The sequence below is a fragment of the Vibrio sp. D431a genome, assembly GCF_030248655.1.
Taxonomy (GTDB): Bacteria; Pseudomonadota; Gammaproteobacteria; order Enterobacterales; family Vibrionaceae; genus Vibrio; species Vibrio alginolyticus.
The window spans coordinates 159,908-176,925 of sequence record NZ_JAHGAP010000015.1; the positions used below are offsets into that span (position 1 = coordinate 159,908).

General features: G+C 43.8%; 18 protein-coding genes. 8 read left to right on the plus strand and 10 right to left on the minus strand.

All coding sequences use genetic code 11. The features are described from left to right. Positions 1-8: 8 nt before the first annotated feature. A complete protein-coding gene (locus KJB35_RS13740; RefSeq protein ID WP_017635126.1) occupies positions 9-488 on the minus strand; it encodes a peptide-methionine (S)-S-oxide reductase in 480 nt (159 codons plus the stop codon). 217 nt (positions 489-705) lie between these two features. Here KJB35_RS13740 and KJB35_RS13745 point away from each other — a divergent pair, with 217 nt between their 5' ends. Next, complete coding sequence (locus tag KJB35_RS13745) at positions 706-1,446, plus strand: DNA-binding transcriptional regulator YciT (protein WP_054865466.1); 741 nt, start codon at positions 706-708, stop codon at positions 1,444-1,446. Here the strand turns inward: KJB35_RS13745 and KJB35_RS13750 are convergent, their stop codons facing one another. From KJB35_RS13750 to KJB35_RS13765, 4 genes are all read right to left on the minus strand, one after another. Beyond that, positions 1,447-2,340: a DMT family transporter gene (locus KJB35_RS13750; protein WP_064354514.1), complete on the minus strand. Its 894-nt coding sequence runs from the start codon at positions 2,338-2,340 to the stop codon at positions 1,447-1,449. Positions 2,341-2,494: 154 nt separating this feature from the next. Beyond that, entirely contained in the window at positions 2,495-2,851 is a 357-nt protein-coding gene (locus KJB35_RS13755) for a VOC family protein (protein WP_171344253.1), read from the minus strand. A 29-nt stretch (positions 2,852-2,880) separates the two neighbouring features. Continuing rightward, positions 2,881-3,534 carry an isochorismatase family protein gene (locus KJB35_RS13760; RefSeq protein WP_053307171.1) on the minus strand — a complete coding sequence of 218 codons (654 nt, stop codon included), beginning with the start codon at positions 3,532-3,534 and terminating at the stop codon, positions 2,881-2,883. Positions 3,535-3,566: 32 nt separating this feature from the next. Continuing rightward, entirely contained in the window at positions 3,567-4,292 is a 726-nt protein-coding gene (locus KJB35_RS13765) for an NUDIX domain-containing protein (RefSeq protein WP_005373953.1), read from the minus strand. Between the two features lie 298 nt (positions 4,293-4,590). On the opposite strand from KJB35_RS13765, the gene pncB reads away from it, so the two are divergent. The 4 genes from pncB (at position 4,591) to KJB35_RS13785 (ending at position 8,264) form a co-directional block, all read left to right on the plus strand. After that, positions 4,591-5,901 carry a nicotinate phosphoribosyltransferase gene (pncB, locus tag KJB35_RS13770; protein WP_042523435.1) on the plus strand — a complete coding sequence of 437 codons (1,311 nt, stop codon included), beginning with the start codon at positions 4,591-4,593 and terminating at the stop codon, positions 5,899-5,901. A gap of 320 nt (positions 5,902-6,221) precedes the next feature. Further along, complete coding sequence (locus KJB35_RS13775; protein WP_005373947.1) at positions 6,222-6,581, plus strand: hypothetical protein; 360 nt, start codon at positions 6,222-6,224, stop codon at positions 6,579-6,581. Positions 6,582-6,795: 214 nt separating this feature from the next. Then, positions 6,796-7,314, plus strand: a complete 519-nt coding sequence (locus KJB35_RS13780; protein WP_005373945.1) for a glycine zipper 2TM domain-containing protein — start codon at positions 6,796-6,798, stop codon at positions 7,312-7,314. Positions 7,315-7,484: 170 nt separating this feature from the next. Continuing rightward, the gene (locus tag KJB35_RS13785) at positions 7,485-8,264 is read left to right on the plus strand and encodes a methyltransferase domain-containing protein (RefSeq protein WP_025768005.1); all 780 of its coding nucleotides are present in this window, start codon (positions 7,485-7,487) and stop codon (positions 8,262-8,264) included. Between the two features lie 63 nt (positions 8,265-8,327). Here the strand turns inward: KJB35_RS13785 and KJB35_RS13790 are convergent, their stop codons facing one another. Beyond that, positions 8,328-9,209, minus strand: coding sequence for a DMT family transporter (locus tag KJB35_RS13790; RefSeq protein WP_005373940.1), 882 nt, complete (start codon positions 9,207-9,209; stop codon positions 8,328-8,330). Positions 9,210-9,301: 92 nt separating this feature from the next. On the opposite strand from KJB35_RS13790, the gene KJB35_RS13795 reads away from it, so the two are divergent. The 3 genes from KJB35_RS13795 (at position 9,302) to KJB35_RS13805 (ending at position 12,809) form a co-directional block, all read left to right on the plus strand. Then, positions 9,302-10,186, plus strand: coding sequence for a LysR family transcriptional regulator (locus KJB35_RS13795; protein ID WP_005387224.1), 885 nt, complete (start codon positions 9,302-9,304; stop codon positions 10,184-10,186). A 180-nt stretch (positions 10,187-10,366) separates the two neighbouring features. Then, entirely contained in the window at positions 10,367-10,981 is a 615-nt protein-coding gene (locus tag KJB35_RS13800) for an outer membrane beta-barrel protein (protein WP_005373936.1), read from the plus strand. Positions 10,982-11,141: 160 nt separating this feature from the next. After that, complete coding sequence (locus tag KJB35_RS13805; protein ID WP_238843201.1) at positions 11,142-12,809, plus strand: ABC transporter substrate-binding protein; 1,668 nt, start codon at positions 11,142-11,144, stop codon at positions 12,807-12,809. A gap of 75 nt (positions 12,810-12,884) precedes the next feature. Here the strand turns inward: KJB35_RS13805 and ompV are convergent, their stop codons facing one another. The 4 genes from ompV to KJB35_RS13825 form a co-directional block, all read right to left on the minus strand. Then, the gene (gene ompV, locus KJB35_RS13810) at positions 12,885-13,661 is read right to left on the minus strand and encodes an outer membrane protein OmpV (RefSeq protein ID WP_017635134.1); all 777 of its coding nucleotides are present in this window, start codon (positions 13,659-13,661) and stop codon (positions 12,885-12,887) included. Positions 13,662-13,883: 222 nt separating this feature from the next. After that, positions 13,884-14,417 carry a copper resistance protein NlpE gene (locus KJB35_RS13815; protein WP_005373930.1) on the minus strand — a complete coding sequence of 178 codons (534 nt, stop codon included), beginning with the start codon at positions 14,415-14,417 and terminating at the stop codon, positions 13,884-13,886. A gap of 260 nt (positions 14,418-14,677) precedes the next feature. Further along, positions 14,678-15,907: a glycine betaine/L-proline ABC transporter ATP-binding protein gene (locus KJB35_RS13820; RefSeq protein WP_213907747.1), complete on the minus strand. Its 1,230-nt coding sequence runs from the start codon at positions 15,905-15,907 to the stop codon at positions 14,678-14,680. Then, the gene (locus KJB35_RS13825; RefSeq protein ID WP_005373926.1) at positions 15,900-16,799 is read right to left on the minus strand and encodes a proline/glycine betaine ABC transporter permease; all 900 of its coding nucleotides are present in this window, start codon (positions 16,797-16,799) and stop codon (positions 15,900-15,902) included. Before KJB35_RS13825 ends, KJB35_RS13820 begins: the two co-directional genes overlap by 8 nt. Positions 16,800-17,018 lie beyond the last annotated feature (219 nt).

The window sequence follows — 17,018 nt, forward strand, 5'->3', positions numbered from 1 at the left end:
CTGAATGGTTACGAGTTATCCCTGTATTTATGTAGTAAATCTAATGGGATGTGGCAGTAATCATTCGGAAAGTTTGTGAGTCTGTCTTGGTGCTCATCATCACTTGGCACATAATTTGTAAGTGGCAGTACTTCTACGGCGATCTTGTCGGCGTCCGGTCGCGCTGCGATAAACGCTTTCGCGATGGTGAGATGCTGTTCGTTTTGGCTATAAACACCAGTACGGTACTTCTTACCTACGTCTTCACCTTGCTTGTTAACGCTGTAAGGGTCGATTATCTCAAACAAATACCCCATTAAAGTTTCAACCGAAACTTGCTCAGGGTCGAACTGGGTTTTCACGCACTCTGCGTAGCCATCGTATTCGGATTGAGTGTTATCCGTTGTGCCATTTGCTCGCCCTGCTTCTGTGTTGATTACGCCCGGAAGGTGGCGCATAAATTCTTGCACGCCCCAAAGGCAGCCGCCAGCGAAGTAAATTTCTTCCATCACTTTTATCCTAGTCTTTACCGTTGTTGGGATGTAGGGAGCTAACCCCTCTTCTTCCATCCCATTTTCGTTGCCCTATTATCTGTTGATGGGAGCGATATTCGCAAGGTGCAGCTTGGCTAATCAGACCACGTGCTTTTTCCTTTTTACTTTCAAGTTCTTTTCATATGAAACATCAGGTGAGTATACTGTAAGCTCATCAATAAGGAGCGAATCTGTGAACCCAAGACAAAATGAAATTCTGCAATTAGTGAACGACCGTAAACGCGTTCAAGTCACGGAGCTTTCTGACATCATTGGCGTGTCGGGCGTGACCATCAGACAGGATTTGAACTTTCTGGAGCAACAGGGCTACCTAAAGCGCGTTCACGGCGCAGCTACCGCGTTGCAAAGTGATGACATTGATGCCCGCCTGGAAGTTCGTTTCGATATTAAACAATCGCTCGCAAACCAAGCTGCGGATTTGGTCGCATCGAATGAGACAGTGCTGATTGAAGGGGGCAGTGCCAATGCGTTGTTGGCTCGGACTTTGGCTGAGCGCGGCGATGTGACCATCATTACGCCATCGGCGTATATCGCCCATCTCATCCGTAACACTTCTGCCAACATTATCTTGCTTGGTGGCGTGTATCAGCACCAAGGCGAGAGCTTGGTCGGACCGCTGACTAAGTTGTGTATTGAGAACATTCATTTCAGCACAGCCTTCTTGGGTATTGACGGCTTCCATCAAGACACTGGCTTTACTAGCCGCGACATGATGCGTGCTGAGATCGCAGAAACCATCATTGCGAAAAAAAGGCGCAATATTGTTCTAACGGATTCTAGTAAATTTGGGCAAATTTATCCCTCATCAATTGGTAAGACTGACGAAATATCAGTGCTGCTGACTGACAAAGCCGCTCCGAAAAGCGACCTTGAACAAATCAAAAAGCGAGGTGTGGAAGTTATATTAGGCTGATTAAGCAACGCTTTGTTTTCGCTTCGCGAGCATTGCTGTTGGGGAGAAACCGGTGACTAGCATAGTGCCGCTAAGCACTAGAATTGTTCCTATGATGGTGTTAGAGCCGACGGGCTCATCTAGCACCAAGTAGCCCCATAAGATACCAAAAACAGGAACAAGAAAAGTGACAGTCAGTGCTGACGCTGGGCCGATATCAGAAACTAAGCGGAAATAGAGCAAATAAGCGAACCCTGTGCATACAACGCCGAGCGTGACAACAGAGCTCCATTCGAAATGACTTGGTTCTGCACGCATTGGTAAGAATGGTAGCAGCGGCAGTACCCAAATAACCGCCGCCCACATGCTGCCGTGAGCATTGTCAAAAGCTGGTACTTGTGGCGCATTTTTAGTGTAGTTGGTAGCAATGCCATAGCTGAAAGAAGCCATCAAACTGGCGGCAATAGGGAGCATGGCTTCTTCACCTATGGTTGAAGTATCTAAGCCGACCAAGACTGCAACGCCTCCAATGCCTATTAGCATACCGAGAACAGATTTCGCTGTGAGTGGGCTGCGGTACCAAACAAAGCCAACTAGTGCTCCCCATATTGGGGCGGTTGAGTTCAATATTGCTAAAGTTGATGCATTCAGTGTCTGGGCTGCGTACGCAAAGAGTAAAAATGGAACTGCGCTATTGAATAAGCCAATAATAAAGAAGTGTTTAGTATGCGCAGTTAACGTGAGTTTCTTCTTCAAATATACGGCGATCAATAACAAAGCGACGGCGGCAAATGTAACTCGAAATTCGATTAAGTAAGCCGGCCCGAATGTGTTGGCGGCGACTCGCATAAACAGAAACGAGCCACCCCAAATAGCAGCGAGGCAGAGTAAGCGAAAAAAACTGACGGCAGTCATTTGACATCCTTGGTCGAGGTCTAGCGCCTCATCGATTAATTGTTGCGCTAACAGTGAATTAAACCAAGGATGAGGTCAACCAGAAATGTAATACCAGTTCCGGATCTGGCTAGCTTGGGCTCACGTTGATGGTGTGTTGTTGATGTGTGATGACTTAATGGCTCTCTGACCATACTGCGAATTCATTTCCACTCGGTTCAGTGAAGTGGAATCGACAGCCGCCGGGGAATTCGAAAATAGGGCGGATAATTTTTCCACCATACTGCTCTACTTTTGTCTGAGTGGCCTGAATGTCTGAGCTATAAAATACTAAAAGTGCGCCACCATTTGCGGTTTGGTTTATAAACTCAGATTTGAAGAATCCGCCATCCAACCCTTGTCCTGAAAATGCAGAATATTCTGGACCATAATCGGTAAAGCTCCAGTCAAAAGCACGCTCAAAAAATTGTTTGGTCGCACTGACATTAGTGGAACCAAATTCAACGTAATTCAATTTTTCATGTTGATGCATGGTGAAATCCTTCTCGGTTACTATCGTTTCTAAGCGAACTTTTCTACGATGATGTCGTCCGCTTTTTCGACAAATAATGCGCCATTATCTCTGAGCTCTGTCAGCACATTCTCTACATTATCAGGCAGCACCGCACGAGTTGAAGCAAGATTAACTACCACATTGTAGCCAAGTTCCAGCGCTTGCATGACGGATTTTTTCACGCAAAAGTCTAAGGCAAGGCCACCGATAACTAAGGTATCAATCCCGTTGAACTTTAGAAATTCATGCGCGCCTGTCGTTTTGGTGTCGGCAATATCATGGAAAAAAATACCGTAAGGGTGTGCGTCAGGATCCATACCTTTATTAACTTGAAAATCATAGTCCAACACGGGTGGTAAGCCATCTAGCAGCTCAGAACCTGTTGTGCCAAGCACACAGTGACGGTTCCACTTTATATCCACATTCGGTAAACCAACGGGCTCAAGCATATTGGATGGCGATTCTGCATCCCACTTTGCTTTTGGTGGGTGTAAGTCACGACTGACCAGTTTTAATCGGCCTTTGGCATGATTGTTCAAAAGTTCCGGTACGATTTCCAACGCACCTGCAACGGGCAGTTCATCTGGACATAACTCACTAAAGCCTTTCTCTGGATCAACGTCGATCACTGCTGTAGTTTGATAGTTTACTCGAACAGTCATGGCAGACTCCTTGTCTGTCTGATTGTCTGCGTTTATCCACGCAAACAGTTTTGAAAAAAGGTTACTTCGTCGCTAGTCAGCGTATATACCATTGCGGGTTTTCCACCTTTGCCTTTGTTGGTTGAAGCGACTTTATTAGTGGGTTTTAGTACGCCTGAATCTATCAAGCGGCGCTTAATCGTCATTCGGCTGATATCAATACCAAACTCTTGATAAGCAGAAATGATGTCCGCAACCAAAAACTCTTTGTCTAATGCAAACAAAAGAACCGATGTGTATTCAATGGATGCACGAAGCTTTTGCCACGCTTTTTCAATGGTTTTTTGATGATCAAATGCGAGAGTCTCTTCTCCATTGAGAATAGCCTGTAGCGAAAACCATTTAAGTTGGCATTCCGGTACACCTGCATTATTTATTTGCTCTACATTGTTACGATCAACTAAGGCGTAGTGCGTAATGTTTAAGCTCCAGTCTTCTGGATCGCGTTTTGGATCACCGTCGATAAACGCTTCGCTAAAATGGCGAGGGTAGGTATGGATTTTCTCACGGCAAATTCGGCGACGCGCCGCTTCAAAGTTTTCATCGGCCGGGCGTCCGCCTTCACTGGTTAAGTCTTTATCAAAGACAAATCCGCCCGGTAGTGCCCAGACTCCATGGTATGGCCGATTTGGATTTGAACGTTTAATCAACAACACTTCCAATCCCTTATCGGCACAGCCAGATAGCCTGAATGGAATAATGTCGACAGATACGATCATGGTTGGGTCCTAATATTGATTTGTAAATAATCTAGCGCATAACAAGTGGTCAATCAATGGGTAAGTAACGAGTTGTTAGAAACGTTTTTGGTAGTGTTCGTAATACGGTTTGAGCATAAATTTACGGATGACTCTGACTTATTCACAATGCTTGCTCGAATTCTAGACAAAAAAACCTTATAAAAATGAGTGGTTAGTAACAAAAGTTGACAAACTATAGATGGGTGTTTATTGTTTACGCAAATTAGTTAGTAACAAAAAGTTATATACCCAGGAAGGGCATGTAGAAGGGCACCTAATGACCACCAAACTATTTTCTTCCCGCATCATTCAAAGCGCTTTGGATTTCGATGTCTACAAAGTCAATATGATGAGCGCTGTAACAGCGCTTTACCCTGATGCGATGGTGTCATATAAGTTTATCGTGCGCAGTGAGGAAGACCTCTCTGAGCTTTTGCCTGAGGTAAAAGCCGAAGTCCTTAAACTGCAAGATATTCAATTTACGCAAGAAGAAATTGAATATATTAAGCGTGTCGCGCCTTACCTGAATCCTGACTTTGTTGATGCACTGCGCCATTTCCGTTTCAACCCACAAAGTGATGTCTCTTTCCATAATAAAGCCATGGCTGATGGCTCAAGCCAGTTAAGAATTACCATTAACGGTTTGTGGCGAGATACCATCTTGTACGAAACGATCATCATGAGTATCGTGTCTGAAGTTCGTAGCCGTCAGCGTTGGTCAGATATCCCTGTTGCGCAATTTACCACTGTTTTAGAAGAGAAAGTTCGACACCTAAAGTCGGAACTAAAACGTCGTAACATTACTAACTTTAAATTTTCTGACATGTCGACGCGTCGACGTTTTTCCTTTCAAGCTCAGCGCACTATGCTGGAATATTTGTGCCAGGAAGTGCCGGAATGTTTGACAGGAACAAGCAACTATCACTTAGCAAAAGAGCTAAACTTGACGCCTATCGGCACGGTTGCTCATGAATGGTTTATGGGACACCAAGCTCTGGTGAATGTGCGAGATTCGCAAAAAGTGGCGTTGCAACGTTGGCAAAAAATGTTTAATGGTGCACTAGGTATTGCGTTAACCGATACGATTGGTATCGATGCTTTCCTTAAAGACTTTGATGAAGAACTAAGTAACGCGTACTTCGGTGTACGTCACGATAGTGGTTGCCCTTATAGCTGGGGTGAAAAAATGATTGCACACTACCAGTCGCTGAATATAGACCCATTAACAAAAACACTGGTGTTTACCGACGGACTTAACTTCGAACAAGCGTTAGATATTTGCGAGTATTTCCAAGGACGTATTCAGGTGAGTTTTGGTATCGGTACTTTTCTTGCCAATGATATGGGTGATTATGTCAATAAAGATGGTGAAGCCTACCAGCCACTTTCTATCGTGATAAAAATGGTCACGTGCAATGGTTCACCGGTCGCCAAAATCAGTGACGAACCTGAGAAAGCCATGTGTGAAGATATCTTCTTTTTGATGAATCTCAAGCGCCGCTTTGAACAACCTCTTGATTTAAATGAGTGTCGTAAAATGATCGATCGTTTAGAAACTGAAGGTCAAAATTATCTCATCGACGCGTAGGCGTTATCCTCTCTCCATGATAAGCACCCTCTATCGTTACGACAAATTTATATAGGTAAACGTGGAGGGTGATTTCGTTATAGTAATATACAGAAGTAACCAGACACAGCGCAGGAAAGCACTCAAAAGTTGATGTGTTATCTGCCTTTGATTGGTGTAAATCGATACGTTACAGCATCGTGGACGGTGTATCTCATCCGACACTAAACTCAGTCTAATCACGTAGTTTATTCCCACGTACCATGAGCTCACTCGGGTATAGACGTCTATCTGCTTTTATGACTTTGGGCTTCACGTAGTTGCTTGAATCAGGAGTCAAAATGAACCTAGTAGTACATTTGCAAAAGAAAGCGATCCGAAAATATGGCTATGAGATGGCCACTCGCCAAGCATGGAAGTGTGGTATCAAGGCAAATCTTGTAAAGCGCGTGATTGGCCTTTTTAAAGGACAAATTGTTTGTGTGGTTGAAGGTTGCCGAGCAGAGTTTTCTTCTCCTCTTAATAACCCCCTTCACGAAGATGACAAGCAGGGGCGATATGTGTTTGTTGGCGGTGTATGCTGGGAACCAAATAACATTATAGCGCCTGGTTTCCCTGATTTTATGTTTATGCACGTGCGTAATCTAAGCCACCGTCATAAGTATTTAACGGATGACGAACTATTTTTGAGCTTGGCTTAAAAATAAATCTCATAGACTAGTCCAGCCCAATCATAATCAGTAGTGATACAGTTTTAGCTCTGTTGACATTCTGCTGAGTGTTTCTTGACGTACCTCTTATAAAACAGTGTTTCTTTACTTGTTAATAACAGAGGGTTTGTTTTCGTCTGATGTGATTTCCCTTTTGCGATTTACCATAACGCTCATCAAAGCAAACCATACTGGGATGTAAATCATGAATATGAAATCTATCGCAATTGCAACGGCAGTTGTTGCTGTACTAGCAGGCTGTAAAGACAAAACGCCACCAGCTCCAACTCAAGCAAACATTACTTTGGTTGAAGCGGTGACTGAAACGGTGAAAAAGCCGCACCAAGTATGTAAAGACGTGGTAGTAACCGAGCAAGTTGCCCCTGCGGATGACAATAAAATTATTGGTACGGTTGGTGGCGCAGCAGCTGGAGCAGCGCTGGGCAACCAAATCGGTGGTGGCTCAGGTAAAGTGATTGCAACTGCAGCTGGTACGATTGCTGGTGCACTGACAGGTCGTAAGATCCAGGAGAATGTGCAAAAAGGTGATGTAGTAACAACGACGAAAAAACAGTGTCATACAGAATATACGACATCTGATAAAGTAGTGGGTTACGACGTCACTTACGAAGTTTCAGGTGCACCAACGACGGTTCGTTTGGCGAGCAAGCCAGCGACAAAAACGTTCCCAATTCAAGATGGTAACGTTGTTCTACCACAATAGTTAGCGACTTAACCGAAGCGATTAACAAGCCCTTTTATCTTTGAGATGAAAGGGCTTTTTCACACAAGCGGCGTTTTCATCTGTTTTCCTATTGGAATGTGCGGCCAGAAATACCCGTTAATTTCCGTGTTCGATACAATCACTTTTCTAAAAGTACGAACGGAAAAAACATGGAAGATTTTTACCTGACCGAGCACGGTTTGGCTGGTTATTTCGAAGCGCAATGGTTCGACAAGTTCATTGAGGATCAACAGATTGAGATGATAACCAGTCGCTCAAAACAAGTCCCACTTTCTTTTTTGTCATCACCTCACTGCTCCCAAGTTGCTGATTTTATTGCGCAGGCGGTAATCGAAAGCAGCGTTCAGCCGTATTCCCTACTTGAGGTTGGGGCGGCGCTGGGAAGAAATTATTATGAGTTAGTGCAACGCTTACCTAACCTTAGAGAAGCGACGCTTGTGGAGCCTTCAAATAGGTTAATGGATGGCTTGAAGCAACTATTAATAGAAGAACAACGCGTCGAGCTTACTTACCTTCACGATGTGAACACCTTAAACACTTTAGAGGTAGAGAATAGAGATATCGTACAGAAATGTGCTCATGTTGATTTGACGCTAATTAACCAGCCTTTTGAGCTTGATACTCTCCAATCTCGCTTTGATTTAGTCGTATGTTTAAATGTGATTGATCAATGTGAGTCGCCACTTAGCGTGATCAATGCTCTAAAAAAAACCACCAAGGTGGGTGGGCTGATCGTTGTCTCTTGCACTTATCAGTGGAACGCGAAACACATCAAAAATAAAGAAGAGGCGGTTGATGATATCAAAGAATACTTTGCTGAAGGCTGGCGTCTAGTGTCGGAAGCCGATCATGAATATCGCATCCGGTTTAATGATCGCTTTGCAAGGCAGTTTTTATCTCACGTAGTCGCTTACGTAAAAACCGATTAGAGCCACATAAAAAAACCGAGCACTTACGGCTCGGTTTTTTAGTCTTTGGGTTAGAGCACAACTTTAAGTAACGTGCGCTTCTTGTTGCTCTTGCAACTTTTTCTTGCGACGCTCTCGTTTAGAAAGCCAAACCAGAGGCACAACAATCATAATGGTTCCTATTGCCATAAATATATCAGGCACTTCTCCAAACCAAATCAATCCCACAAACACGGCACCAATTAAGCCACTGTATTCAGCGCTGGCAATTTTGTTGCTATCGATCGAGCGGTAAGCGATGACACATGTTGCTGCATAAATCATGATGAACAAACTTGAGCCAGCAGCAACAGGGAAAGCACTCCAGTCCCAAGGTTCTGCTTCGATCAGAACAAGCAAGAAGGCTACTGGAATACCTGCCAAGTTTGTCATCAATAACGTTTGCATCACAGACTGATTTTTTGGCAGTTTTCGAATGAGCAAGTTATTGATTGCTAGAGTAATTGCAACAACTAAAGCTGAAATCGCTGCCCAATCGATTTGGTCTGGACGAATGATGACCAATACACCGGCAAAGCCCATTATCGCTGCGGCGACCGATTGCTTAGACAACTGTTCTCCAAAAAAGATTGCTGCAAGCGGCAACATGATCAATGGCGCGGCGTAAAAGATCGCGTTCGCAGTTGCGAGCGGTAAAGATGAGATCGCCAAAACCATGAATATTGCACCAAGTAACCATACGTGAGCGCGAACAGCATGCCACTTAAACCCTTCAAGAAAAGGCGCATTTTTTGTTAGCAAGTAGACTGGCAGCAGGAAAAGCACCGCTGAAATTTGTCGGAAAAAGACAAATTGAAAAATAGGCACTTCATTTCCGACACTTTTAATTAAAGAGTCCGAAAGCACCGCAATGAGATTTCCAACAATTAATAGCAGCATCGCTGCTCCGACCGATGTAACTTTCACTTTTCCTCTCCTCTTTCTTTGCCAAAGAGTAGGTGATGTCATAGGATGAAGTGAAGTGATATTTATTAGTTTAAGTATGAGATTTTTAGATAATGAAATTGCCACCACTCAGAGCGGTTCACTGTTTTGAATCTGTTGCCAGAAACTCTAGCTTTTCGCTTGCTGCTGAAGAACTCAATGTGACGCAAAGTGCCGTTAGCCACCAGATACGATTATTAGAAGATTATTTGGGTGAATCATTATTTATCCGTCAAGGCAGAAAGCTCTCTTTGTCCGATACGGGCACCCGCTATTTAGAGGATATTAGCCCAGCAATTAGCTCAATTGCGATGGCCAGCCAAAAGGTGCGAGAAGGGGACAAAGGCAGCATACGGTTGGCGATTTATAGCTCGCTTGCCGTAAAGTGGCTTATTCCGCGTTTGTCTGATTTTAAGCGCTTACATCCAGAAATCGATCTGACACTCAATATGGTCGTTGGTGATCCTGAACAGACAGACAGCGTTGGCGATTGTTTTATCACGGTAGAAAAGCCAAAGCGAAACTACATGTCGGTAAAGTTATACGCGGAGACGCTGTATCCGGTCTGCAGCCATAAAATTTGGAAAGAGTTGCAAGATCAACCGATTCCAGAAGCGCTTTGGCGATACCCTATTTTGTCGACAGACTCAATTTATCGTGAGAGAGGAAAAGACTGGGCTGAGTGGTGCAGAGCGGGCGGTTACACCTTGCCGAAAGATGTCGATGTTCAACATTTTAGTCATATGTTGTTGGCAATAGAGGCGGCGCGTTATGACCAAGGCATCGCATTTGCGAATGATTTTATGCTCAATGAAAGAGATAAAGCGCACGATTTGGTGTATATCCCTTCTCATGGATTGGAAACCGGAGACAGCTTTTATTTTATTCATAAAAAGAGTCGAGCCAAGCAAGCGGAAATCATCAAGCTCACTAACTGGTTGAAGCAGCAATGCTTGTGAAATGACTAAATTGTCAAAATTAAGAAAGAAAGTGGCAAAGTTGTGTCTAAATATTTCATGTTTTATTGAGTTTTTATTCATTAACATCCACTTGGTTTTGAAACCAAGTGAAATGGACAGCATGGCATGCTTAAGGATGGGCAAAACACAACCTCAATAATTAACAGGCAGTGAAATACAATGTTTAAAAAAACATGGCTAATGACAGCCCTTCTAGCAACATGTTCTGTTGCAAACGCAGCTCCTTACGTTGGTGCATCTGTAGGTCAAGCATCGTTTGGTGATGTTAATGGCTCTATCAATGGTGGTGGTACTAACGCTAGCACTAAACTTAAACTTGAAGATGACTCAAGCCTTTCAGGCAAAGTATTCGGTGGTTACAAATTCAACGAATACATTTCTCTAGAAGCAGCCATTGGTGGCTACGATGCTTTAGACGGCAAAGTTGTTACTGTTGGTGATATGAAGTATCTATCGATTCAGCCAAAAGCGACTCTACCGATTGGCGATCGTTTCAACCTTTTTGCTAAAGCTGGTCTTTCTTACTTCAATGCTGAATTCAAAATTAGCAACTCTGTGATTGACGGTAGCGCAGGCCATACCACCATTTCTGACAGCACTGTAACAGGCATGTACGGTTTAGGTGCAGAGTTCGCTATTACTGAAAACTTTGCTCTACAAGTTGAATGGGAATACATGATGCCTGAGCTAGACATTGCGAAATTTGGCAATGAAAAAGTAACGGTTGATGCAGACATCAATGTATTCTCTGTAGGTATGAGCTACCGTTTCTAAGAATACTTATTCAAGTTACCTCTTGGCTTAGTAAACGTTTTTGACTTCTGTTGGTCGAGCTGAGTCCAAGCTTTGAATTTGTTTAGATATAGCACAGGAAGTTTAGTTGCTAAGCGTCCTGTGCTATTTTTTTGCTTTGGAATAACTCTTAGGAATCTTTGTGAACGATGTCAATCTTAGGTATCTGGATCTACTGTTAAAGCACTTTGAACCTCACCAGTATCACCTTGTTACGCTTTCTGAGCTAGAAGCGGTGATTTGCACGTCGAGGCGCAATGTTTCTATTGTGATGAAAAAGCTTGCCACTTACGATTGGGTCGATTGGCAACCTGCGATTGGCCGAAGTAACGCTAGCCGTCTCAGTATTAATATTTCCCTCCAACAAGCGATGACCGAGTTTTTGGTTGAGGAGCTTGGCAGAGGAAGAATGAACTCAATAACGAAACTTATTGATTGGTTCGGTCAAACCGCGGTTAGAGCACTGACTATCGCTTCTGAAAAAGTGAATCGATTGAACGAATCAAATAACGCTATTTTGATTTCTTCTTACCCTTGGGTATCCAAAATCGACCCTGCGAATACTTACCGTCACACTGAATTACACGTCGCGAAAAGCGTTTATGACGTATTGCTGACCCAAAATTCCAATGGTGGTATCGAGCCATCGTTAGCACACGAATGGAAAATGGAAGGCAAGGTAATGACGTTATGGTTGCGGCCAGGCATATATCGCCATGATGGCGAGCCCCTTAATATACAGGATGTGGTTTGGAGTATAGAAAGACTCAGGGAGATAAAAGGACCAGTTCACGAGCTCTGGCAATGCATTGATAGCGTGGTTGCAGAAACATCTAACTGCTTAAAAATCATATTGAAGTATCCGAACAAGTTGTTTCCATACATGCTAGCAACTCCTCATGCGTCTATTCTGTGTCGAGATGTCGTCTCTTTCGGTTCTAGTTATTCCTACCACATAGGGACTGGGCCATTTAAAATCAGCGGCTGGAACCAGGAGAGTATGACTCTTGAAGCGCACAAAGAGTATTTTTCAGCACGCGCATTGTTAGATCAAATAACGCTGTCTCATGGTGATGTTAAAACCTTAAATATGTTGAGCTTTAACCAAAGCTCCGATCACGTTGAAGTGGAAAAAATTAGCGCATTTTCATATCTGATCTACCGCGAACGCGCGGAATCCCAACTCACAAAAGAGACTTGGTATCAACTCGCTGATTACATCCATGTGCAAAAGCGAATTTATGATGCGCCAAGTGCCGTTGACAGCATTCAGTTAGAGACTCATGAGCAAGATTTATCAATAACAGATGGTGGTGTGATACCTAAACTGAAAGGTAAAGTGGTATTAGCTGAACCTGTCTGGACGATACCGAGTTTAATTCGTCATTCCGAATGGTTGCACAGTGTGATTCGTGCGACGGGATTGGAGTTGGAGATCGTCGTTATTGATGACATTAGTTTTCCTGAGGTAGTGTCTCACCAAGCAGATTTGCTCTTCATTGAGGAAGTCATGGAAGCACCATTTGAATATGGCATCTTCGAATGGCTGTCGATAGCAACTGGACTGCGTTTTAGTTTTGATCAAAGCCAGATGTTAAGCCACAGAGAAAAGGTTCGCAGGGCGATGGCTGATGATCACTCGCTGCAGTCTTTATTAAACCTAGAGAAAGCGCTGCGCGATCAGTACCTATATTTGCCTTTGTTTGTTGGCTACGAAGAAGTGACAAAAACACAGCAAGTGCGAGGTGTGCAGGTGAAGAATACAGGCTATAGCGACTTACATAGGTTATGGATTGCTCATTCACACTAACGTCTGTGTGCAAGATGATGCAAATGTCCAACGCATAAAGCCATCGAAATGATGGCTTTATAAGGGCGTGTCGGATTAGAAGTTGTACGACACACTTGCGCCAACAACCCATTGGTTTGCACTATCAACGATAGAAGAGTCGCTGATACCGCTGCCTAGGCGCGTGTATTGTGTCATTTGGCTTACTTGCCAGTTGTCGTTGATTGGCATAACAAGTTTGTAGCCCACACCATAGCTTACCGTTGAATCACCTTTGTATGCTTTGCGGTTTGCGTTTGCTTCGCGTTGTTTTACACCAAAGTAGTAATCTACGTAGTCTTCACTTTGATAAGTTAGGTTAGCAAAAGGAACAAAATCAACACTACCGAATTTCATTATGTGGAAGTAAGTCGCGCCCGCTAAGTAACCTTTGTAAGCACCGCTGATATCGTGCTGAAGGTATGTAGAAATGACGTTGTTTTGATCCAGTGTAAAGTCTGCGTTTAAACCTAGATCGACGGCGAAACGGCGTTTATCTGTGCCTTTCAGGCTTTTCGCTGTATCACCGTCGCGCATTACACCGCTACCTACAAGGTAGGCACTCATGTTGATTAACTCATTGGTGTTACCGAAGAAGCGGTAGTTAATGCCACTTAGGTCGGCATTAAAGTCGTCACCATGGTAACCACCGTTGAGAATTGGTGCTGTATTATGCTTTTGATCTTTGAAAAGATCGCTGCCTTGAGCCACACCAGCTTCTACGTTCCAACCGCCTTCGTTGTTGTAGATGTTACCGTTACGAATGTAAGTATCGCCAGCGAAAGCTGAGCCAGCAGCTGTCAGAGTAAGTAGTGCAATTAATGTTTTTTTCATCATTTTTCCGAGTTGTTCTGTTTTGTTTTGAACACTGTACAAAATGACGTTGTAAGCATCTATCGGCAAAGCGTATGGAAATGTAATGAACAATCAGGGTAAGAAGCAGAATGTTGCTTCAGAATAGAAAGGTTGCTGGAATAGCTTTCGTTAAAACAGCGAAAAAATCCGAGCTGGGGTGGCTCGGATTTTGGGTATTTATCAGGTATTGATACTAGCTTCTTACTGTTTCGTTAAGTTGTATAGTGGTGCTAGGTCACCCGTTACTTTTTCGCCATTCATGTCTAGCTTCATAAGTACGTTTTCACCAACAAAGTATTGGTTTGGTGCATCTTCATTTGTCAACGTTACGATGCTGCCATTTGCGTCCCAAGTGAATTGACCTTCAGATTTTGATTGACCGTCTTCTTTGTCTTGGTAGCTTTCTTCAAGTACGTAAGTGCCATCTTGATTTAGTGTGATGGTCATATCGATACCAGCACAATCCGCGCAAGGTAGTGTTCCTTTGTAGGTGCCGTTCCAGTCCAGAGCACTTTGTGCGTTGTGTTCAGAGTCTACAAATGTCTCTTCAGTAATTACCTGTTCTTCTTCTACTGGTAACGTGTCAATTGTCTCAGTCGTAACGTCTGCACTGGTGGTGACTTCAGTTTCCGTTGCCTGAGGTACTTCAACTGCGCTTGTTTCGGCAGGTTTCTCATCTTGACAGCCTGCAAGAATGATTACCGCGCCTGTTAGTGCCAACATTGTCTTTTTCATTTTATCCCTCTTTAAATCAAGATTTTGTATGAGAGTAATAGTAGACATTTATCGAGGATTTGCGTCATCAAAAAGCAATAGAATGATCTAACTATGTCAATAAAACCGGATATGAGCATGAAATTGTCAGGAAAATCAGAACAATGTAAATGTTGCTTTGGGTATCAAGCTTGAGCCCACAGACAAATATCTAAAAGGGGATTGTGAGCGAGTTAATTGATAACAGCTCACATTGTTGTGAGCTGTATTATCAACATCATCTAAGAAACGTTATTGAAGCTTGAGTGTGAAGTGCCTCGTTTTGTGCTTCGTTGATCAGAAAACAGCTCCGCAATAACCTGACGATTTAATTCGCCTTTCAAATGGCCGTGCTCATCGATGACGGGCAGTGAATGTTCACACGACATGACTTCAGTCAGCACTTGCTCAATGGCTAAATGTGGAGAGATGATAGGCACCTCTTCATAGATATCATCACGCCAATCTGATCGGTGAGTTAACTTCGCTGCGTTTAGCAATCCTTGCTGTGTTATCACGCCTTGATAGCCTGCATTGGTCTCATGGTAGGCATAATCACGTTTAACACGTTTCATTTCACTCAGCGCATCTTCAATGGTTTCAGCGCGAACACAGTACGAAGGTGGCTGCATCAGCGTTTCGACTGTCAGTGCTCGCGCTCTATTGACGTCTTTTACAAAGGCTTCAACGTACTCATCGGCAGGATGCAGTAAAATTTCGTCTGGTGAACCTTGTTGGACAAGTTCACCGTCTTTAAGAATCGCGATGCGATCGCCAAGTCGAAGCGCTTCATCTAAATCATGAGTAATGAAAATAATGGTTTTGTGCAGCTTCTGTTGCAGCTCTACCAGCTGATCTTGCATTTCGCTCCGAATCAGAGGGTCCAATGCTGAAAAAGCCTCGTCCATCAACAGTATTTCGGCGTCGGTAGCCAGTGCCCGTGCAAGGCCCACACGCTGTTGCTGTCCACCCGATAGTTGAGCAGGATACTGGTGCTTATAACCCGTCAGTCCAACGGTTTCTAACCATTCATTTGCTTTTTCTAAGCGCGCCTCTTTATTCATTCCCTGAACTTCCAAACCATATGCGATGTTGTCGATAACAGTGCGATGAGGCAGCAAACCAAAGCGCTGGAACACCATAGACATCTTGTGACGGCGAAACTGTTCAAGCTCTTTGTTCGAAAGTTGCATGACATCCACCCCTTCTACCAAAATCTGCCCCATGGTTGGATCGATTAATCGGTTGAAGTGGCGAATCATGGTGGATTTTCCAGAACCGGATAATCCCATAATGACAAAAATTTCACCCTTTTGAATTTGCAGGTTGATGTCTTTTAGTCCGACCGTGTGGCCCGTTTCCGTTAAAACCTGCTCTTTACTATGTCCCAACTTAACGCGCTCAATCACGCTATTGGGCTTGGGGCCGAAGATTTTATACAGACCGCTGATTTCGATAAGTGGACTAGTCATGTTTTGAGTCTCCTAAATGAGCTTGAGTGCGTTTCGCATACGCTTGTGAAGCACGATCAAAAAGGATTGCTAGGGCGACAATTGCTAAACCATTGAGAAGACCAAGAGTGAAATATTGATTGGTAATAGACTTTAGAACAGGCTGACCTAAACCTTTTACCCCAATCATTGATGCGATGACCACCATTGACAGTGCCATCATGATCGTTTGGTTAATTCCCGCCATGATGGTTGGCATTGCAAGCGGAAGCTGAACCCCAAAAAGCCGTTGCCGAGTGCTGGCACCAAATGCGGTTGCGGCTTCCAATACTTCTTTATCAACTAGACGAATGCCCAAATTGGTTAAACGAATAACCGGTGGAATCGCGTAGATCACTACTGCGATAAGGCCAGGAATTTTCCCGATGCCCAATAACATCACAACTGGAATGAGATACACAAATGCCGGCATGGTCTGCATGACGTCGAGTAATGGTGTTACCACCGACTGAATGCGATTAGAGCGCGCCATAGCGATACCGATAGGGATACCGAGTGCAATGGCAAGCATGGTACACACAGTGATGATACTGAGCGTGCGCATAGTGTCTTCCCACATTCCGAAATAGCCAATCAGAATCAGCGAACCAAAACATGCAGCGGCCAGTTTCCAAGAGCGGCTGGCGGCATAAACGAGAGTGGTGCAGACACCTAAAATAATGAACCAAGGTGTAGAAATCAGAAGTTTTTCAAACCAGACAAGAAACGCAAGGAGCGGATCAAACAGAGACTCAATGAGTTCACCATACTCGCGAGAGAAATCTCTGTAGGCGCCGTCGAGTGTTTTGCGAATCGCCCTGAGATCAGAGGCATCCATTTCCGGGAATTCGCTGAGCCAATTTGAGTCAGACATATGTACTTCCTTTTTCTGATATACCTAAGCGCTTTCAAGAAACTTAATTTGGCAAGAAGAGTAGGGCACCTAGGCCAAGTAATGGTCGTTCGACAGGTTCTTTATCGAACGTATTACTCTTTAAGCTCAGGCGAATATCGTCAAACTTCTCTTTTTCGTTCCTTAGGTATACATCCTTTAAATAAAACAATCATTAGTGTTCAAACTAATGATTTGCTT